7 protein-coding genes are annotated in these 6,257 nt (G+C 25.9%); 4 read left to right on the forward strand and 3 right to left on the reverse strand.

Features of this window, described 5'->3' with window-relative positions; all coding sequences use genetic code 11:
- Positions 1-2 precede the first annotated feature (2 nt).
- Genes HMPREF0202_RS12470 through thiE form a run of 4 tightly spaced genes read left to right on the forward strand, consistent with a single transcriptional unit; the run spans position 3 to position 3,062 of the window.
- Positions 3-770, forward strand: a complete 768-nt coding sequence (locus HMPREF0202_RS12470) for a thiazole synthase (protein WP_023049732.1) — start codon at positions 3-5, stop codon at positions 768-770.
- A 9-nt stretch (positions 771-779) separates the two neighbouring features.
- On the forward strand, positions 780-1,889 hold the full coding sequence (thiH, locus tag HMPREF0202_RS12475) for a 2-iminoacetate synthase ThiH (protein WP_023049733.1): 1,110 nt from the start codon (positions 780-782) through the stop codon (positions 1,887-1,889).
- Positions 1,886-2,431, forward strand: a complete 546-nt coding sequence (thiF, locus tag HMPREF0202_RS12480) for a sulfur carrier protein ThiS adenylyltransferase ThiF (RefSeq protein WP_023049734.1) — start codon at positions 1,886-1,888, stop codon at positions 2,429-2,431. The genes thiH and thiF overlap by 4 nt, the downstream gene beginning before the upstream one ends.
- The gene (gene thiE / locus HMPREF0202_RS12485) at positions 2,418-3,062 is read left to right on the forward strand and encodes a thiamine phosphate synthase (RefSeq protein ID WP_023049735.1); all 645 of its coding nucleotides are present in this window, start codon (positions 2,418-2,420) and stop codon (positions 3,060-3,062) included. The genes thiF and thiE overlap by 14 nt, the downstream gene beginning before the upstream one ends.
- Positions 3,063-3,095: 33 nt before the next feature.
- Here the strand turns inward: thiE and HMPREF0202_RS12490 are convergent, their stop codons facing one another.
- The 3 genes from HMPREF0202_RS12490 to traT all read right to left on the reverse strand — a co-directional run bounded on the left by HMPREF0202_RS12490 (position 3,096) and on the right by traT (position 6,157).
- Positions 3,096-3,776 (reverse strand): LytTR family transcriptional regulator DNA-binding domain-containing protein, encoded by a 681-nt coding sequence (locus HMPREF0202_RS12490; protein ID WP_023049736.1) that lies wholly within the window; start codon positions 3,774-3,776, stop codon positions 3,096-3,098.
- Positions 3,777-5,327, reverse strand: a complete 1,551-nt coding sequence (locus HMPREF0202_RS12495; RefSeq protein ID WP_023049737.1) for a hypothetical protein — start codon at positions 5,325-5,327, stop codon at positions 3,777-3,779. It abuts the gene before it with no gap.
- 119 nt (positions 5,328-5,446) lie between these two features.
- Complete coding sequence (gene traT / locus HMPREF0202_RS12500; protein WP_023049738.1) at positions 5,447-6,157, reverse strand: complement resistance protein TraT; 711 nt, start codon at positions 6,155-6,157, stop codon at positions 5,447-5,449.
- Positions 6,158-6,257: the final 100 nt, after the last annotated feature.

A 6,257-nucleotide genomic window follows, 5' to 3' on the forward strand; every position in this document is an offset into this window, starting at 1 on the left:
TTATGGATAAATTATTTATAGGTGGAATAGAATTTAATAATCGTCTTATTACAGGTAGTGGAAAGTTTTCAAATTATTCATTAATTAATGAGATGCTAAATAAATGTGGTAGTGAAATGATTACCGTTGCATTAAGAAGAGTTGATCTTAGCGGAAAAAGTGAAAATATTTTAGAATATGTCCCTAAAAACATTAAACTTCTTCCTAATACAAGTGGAGCAAGAAATGCTGAAGAAGCTATTAAAATTGCAAGAATTGCTAGAGCCTCTGGGTGTGGAGATTTTATAAAAATTGAAATAATAAGCGATATGAAGTATCTAATGCCTGATAACGAAGAAACTATAAAAGCTACTAAAGTACTTGCAAAAGAAGGATTTATTGTTATGCCATATATCAATCCAGATTTAATTGTCGCTAAAAAATTAGAGCTTGCTGGAGCAGCAGCTATTATGCCACTTGGTGCTCCCATTGGATCAAATAAAGGACTCCTAACAAAGCCGATGATTGAAATTCTTGTTGAAAATTGTACTCTTCCTATTATTGTTGATGCTGGAATTGGAAAACCTTCTCACGCATGTGAAGCTATGGAAATAGGATGTAGTGCTGTTTTAGTTGATACCGCTATTGCAACTAGTGGTGATCCAGTGAAAATGTCCATTGCTTTTAATAAAGCTGTTCAAGCTGGCCGTGAAGCTTACTTAGCTAAATGTGGTAAAATCAATAATACTGCTATTGCCTCTTCTCCTCTTACTGGATTTTTAAGGGATTAGTGAAAATTTATGAAAAAAATTTTACAGCATTATAAATCTTTTGATTATAATAATTTTTTTGAAAAACTAAGTACATCTGATATAGAAAATATTATTGAAAATAGTGGTGAAAAAATTCTTGAAGACTTAGAATTTTTAGCTTTACTTTCTCCAAAAGCTTCAAATTTATTGGAAAAAATGGCCTTAAAAGCTAATTCTCTAACTAAGCAATATTTTGGTAAAGAAATTCACATATATGCTCCTTTATATATTTCAAATATATGTGATAATGAATGTAGTTACTGTGGTTTTAAACATTCAAATCCAATTAAAAGACGTCATTTAACTCTTGAAGAAATTGAGAAAGAAGCTATTTTTATCTCTGAAACTCTTGGTATTCACAGTATTATTTTATTGACCGGAGAAAGCTCTATAAATTCTATAGAATATTTAAAAAATTCAATTAAAATTTTAAAAAAATATTTTTCTACTGTTATAATTGAAGTTCAACCCCTTTCACAAGAGGAGTATGAAATTCTATATAAAGTTGGACTTGATGGTGTTACCGTTTATCAAGAGTGCTATCATAAAGAAACATACTCTAAATATCATCTAAAAGGAAATAAAACAGATTATACATACAGACTAGAAACTCCTAAAAGAGCAGCCTTAGCTAATTTAAGATCTATTAATATCGGTACTTTATTTGGACTTGGAAATCCTATTGAAGAAGCATTTTTATCAGGTATGCATCTAAAATATTTAACAAATACTTTCTTAGGGTCACAATTTTCTATATCTCTTCCTAGAATTAAAGAAGCTTATAGAAATATCAAGCCTGAAAATATTGTAAATGATAAGGAATTTGTGCAATTTATACTAGCTTATCGTTTGGCTTTTCCTATGATTGGAATAAATATCTCAACTAGAGAAGCAGAGAATTTTAGGGATAATCTACTCCCTTTAGGAGTCACTAAATATTCTGCAGGTTCTGTCACAGAAGTTGGAGGATACTCTCTTTCAAATAATTCAGAACCTCAATTTGAAACAGACGATCATAGAAGTGTACAAGAGATTGTTTCTATGCTAAAAACTAAAGGATATCAACCAATTTTTAAAGATTGGGAAGGTAATTTATGATTAAAATAGGCGTTGCTGGTTGCGGTGGTATAGGTTCAAATGTAGCTATGAACCTCGTTAGAGCAGGTATTAAAAATTTTATTTTAGTCGATTTCGATAAAATTGAAGAAACTAATTTAAATAGACAATTTTATTTTAAAAATCAAATAGGATTATACAAAGCTCCTACATTGATGAAAAATCTAAAATCTATTAATGAAAATTTAAATATTGATTTTTTCGTAGAAAAAATTGATAAAAATAATATCTTAGATTTTTTTTCAGACTGTGATATCATTATTGAAGCTTTTGATAAAAAAGAGTTTAAAACTCTTTTAATTGAAAACTACTCGACTAAATATATTATATCTGCAAATGGTATCGGTGGAAGAGATTTAAAAAATATAAAAAATTTAACATTTAATAAACTAACTGTGATTGGCGATTTTTATAGTGATATAAAAATTTATCAAACATATTCAACTAAAGTTATGTTTATTGCGTGTCTTATGGCAAATAAAGTTTTAGATATAATAGGAGGATTTTCCGATGAAAAAATTTGATTTACCCATTGGAGTTTATGCAATAACAGATTCTAAATCTGGAAAAAATAAAGAATTTTTAGAATATTGTGAAGACCTTTTAAAAGGTGAAGCTAAAATTATACAATACAGAGAAAAAAAGAGAGATTTAAAACTTCTTTTAGAAGAGGCTAAAGCTTTAAGAGAATTGACACTAAAATATAATGCAACTTTTATAGTTAATGACTATCTTGATATTGCTCTTTTATCGGAAGCTGATGGAATTCATATTGGACAAGATGATCTTCCTATAAAAGACGTTAGAAAAATTTTAGGTGAAAATAAAATTATTGGAATTTCTACTCACAATCCTCAAGAAGCACAACAAGCCATTATAGATGGGGCTGATTATATTGGAGTAGGACCAATTTTTTATACAGAAACTAAAGAGGATGTATGTGCTCCAGTTACTTTAGAATATTTGGATTTTGTTAACAAAAATATTAAATTACCTTATGTTGCAATTGGAGGAATCAAAGAAAATAATATAGATAAAGTTCTCGCAATGGGAGCAAAGTCTATCTGTCTTGTTTCAGAATTAGTTGGTGCAGACAATACTCTTGAAACTACTAAAAGAATTAATAATATAATTAAACATTGGCATAAAAATTAATAAAAAAACCTCTAATTTTACTTAGAGGTTTTTTTATAGACCTAATACAATTTTGTTGTTTGTTAAATTACATTTATCTTCAAGTTCTTTTAGTTTCAATTTACTGGTGTAAATAAACTCTTTATTTTTAAAAACTATAACTTCTTCTTTATAATCTAAAACTTCTACCAGTTGAATATTAATTATAGTTCCTCTATCTAGTTTATAAAAAATATTTGTATGAATAATTTTTTCCTCTACTTCAGAGAAATTTTTCTTTATATCAAAAATTTCTGAATTTGTTAAATGAAATTCTGTCCTCCTTGAAATACTTGAGTATGTGATGTAATTTATTTCTGAAAAACTATATATTCCTCTTTTAAAACTATCAAAAAGATAAAAGGAGGTTATGTTACTCTCTTTTTTTTCTAACTGCTGGATACACTCTTCTAGCTCAAAAATGTCTTTTCTAATTAAACAATCATCCACCAAATTACTTAAAAATAACTTTCGCATCTCTCTAGTTTCATTTTCACCAACTAATGCAATTACTTTTAAATTTTGTTTTTTATATTCAATTAATTTTTCATCTATATTTTCTGTTTTTGAATCAATTATAATAACATCAACATTTTGAATTTCATCACTATTTTTTCTTAAATCAATACATTTATAAGGAATAACTTCATTTAAAATTATTTTCAAATTATTATCTACATCTATCCCTAATATCATTTAAATCAACTCCTCATATAAAGAGTCTAATCTAATTTTACTAACTATACTTCCTATTTTATTAGAAAGATCTAATAAAAAATTTTGTTCTTCTATTGTTAGAGGCGTGTCTCCTTCTTCAACAAAAATTAAAGCAATATATTTATTCTCGTTAAATTCAATTCTATACGCTGAACTATACTCTTCTAGTTTTATCATATCTTTTGAAATAACAATTTCATTATCATCACCTTCTGTAATAAATTCTTTATACTCTTCTGGATCAAAAAGTATTTTTACTTTTACATCTACTAATGTTACATTTTTTAAAATTTCTTTTTGTAGAAGTTTTTCAAAGGTTTTTACATCTCTAACTAAACATAATCTATTATATATTTTATCAACCGCTTCATTCTTATATTTCATTATACCTTCAATAATATTTGTATAAAAATCTAAAATAATTATAGTTCCTAAAATCACAGCTGGCTCTGTTAAAGTTTTAAAATAGAAAAGAGATATATAACTTAAGGTTACACCTATAGAATATCTTATAGCTCTCATTACATTTTCTGTATATATCTTAAAAATATAAAAAACAAGACACCAATAAATATAACATATTTCCATCAATTCTATAAAGTAATATAAATTTCTCTCTTTAGGAAATAGTTCTCTAAAAAACTCTAAAACAAAATATGTTATTCCTATTGCAATCCAACTAAAAGATATTTTTTTTCGGACCTTTCTTCTTTGAATAAAAAATTGAAAAAGTGTAATTATAAAAATGATTCTAGTTAAATCTATTACTCTTCTAGCTGTTCTAACAATATTTAAAAATACTGGTGATTCCTCTAATAAATATACGTAAAACTGTGGTGAGTATAATATCAATAGAGTCACTATATTATAAAAATAAATTATCCCTAAACAACTCCAAATAAAAATCCTAAACTTTTTAAATTTTTTAGATAAAATATTTTCTAAAAAATAAAATATTAACAAAAATAAAAGTACTCGTGTTATTGTGTATTCAGCCATAATTAGATAATTATTTTGAAAACCTATTCGTAAACTAAATAACATCTTTCCTATTAAAAGAAAAAATATAACTTTTAAACTATTCCCTTTAGGAATTCTATGTCTACTATTTAAATATATAAAAATATTAAAACCTATTAAACATGCTGTTAAAAAATTCAAAAAAACTTCTTGAATTTTAGAAAATTTTACTCCCTCTAAATTTAAATATATTTTTTCCCAATTTTTTTGCTTCTTTAAAATGTATTCATCTGAATCATCTTTGTATTTTCCCTTTAAAAGATATTCGCCATTTGGAACATTATAAAATAAACTACCATTTAAAAAATTACGTTGTTCTATTTTCTCTTTTAAAATATTTCCACCAATAGGAGATAACGTATATTCTCCTATATTTCTCTCTAACACTTCAAAATTCTTTATCTTAGGAACTACGTATATAAAATCCTTTTTTACTTTTGATAATTCCAATAACTTAAAAGAAAATAAAGCTGTTATTAAAAAAATGAAAATAAGACTTTTTCTATGCATTTTCTCTCCTTTATTTTAATTATATTTTTTTCATTATACCTTTTCTTATAAAAGATATACAAGAAAAATATACCCCAACCTATTTCTTTTCTAAAAGAAAATTTCGATTGGGGTATTTTTTAAAAGATATTAGAAATTGAGTTTATAAGTTCTCCTTCTAATAATGGAGTTGCTTCTTCAAATTTTAAATTAACCTTATTTGCTGTACTAACTATACGTGTTTGATATTTATTCATATTTCCTGAATCTACAGATGTTGTTGCCGCAACTCCTCTAGTTCCTTGCTTTATCAGATTTACATTATCTATAACTACTTTTTTGCTTGTTCTTTCACTAATTACTATATCTGTTATCATTACATAATACACGTCTTCAACTAAAGCATCTGCAGCTGTAGCTACAACTCCACCTACTAAACCTAATCCTATTGCACTATTTACAGAACCAGTATTATACGCTCCTAGTGCTCCTCCTACTCCTGCACCTACTAAACCTGCTTCTGCTGGATTACTATTTCTTAAATCCTCTTTATTTAATTTTAAGATATTAGCCTGTAACCAATAGTTTGATTTTTTAGGGTTATTTGTTATCTTATATCCTTTTGAAATTAATAAACTTTTTATACTATTTTCAATATTTAATGTCTTTGGAGTTGTATTCTTAACTTGAACAAAAATTGTTTTATCCCCTACATACTCTGGATTTAGCCAAATCGTTTCTGACATTTGAGTTTGCACTTCTAAATTTCTCTTTTTTACTATCGTATTTACACTACTACATCCTGTTAATAACATAAAAGTAGATACAATTATTAGTATTATTTTTTTCATTAAATCCTCCTAATTTTCATCTGTTTTTATTTTATTATATCTAATAAATTTTATATTAAGATAAAATTTACATGAATACCCATATTTTTTTACATAAAAT

Origin of the sequence: Cetobacterium somerae ATCC BAA-474, from assembly GCF_000479045.1 — a bacterium.
Taxonomy (GTDB): domain Bacteria; phylum Fusobacteriota; class Fusobacteriia; order Fusobacteriales; family Fusobacteriaceae; genus Cetobacterium_A; species Cetobacterium_A somerae.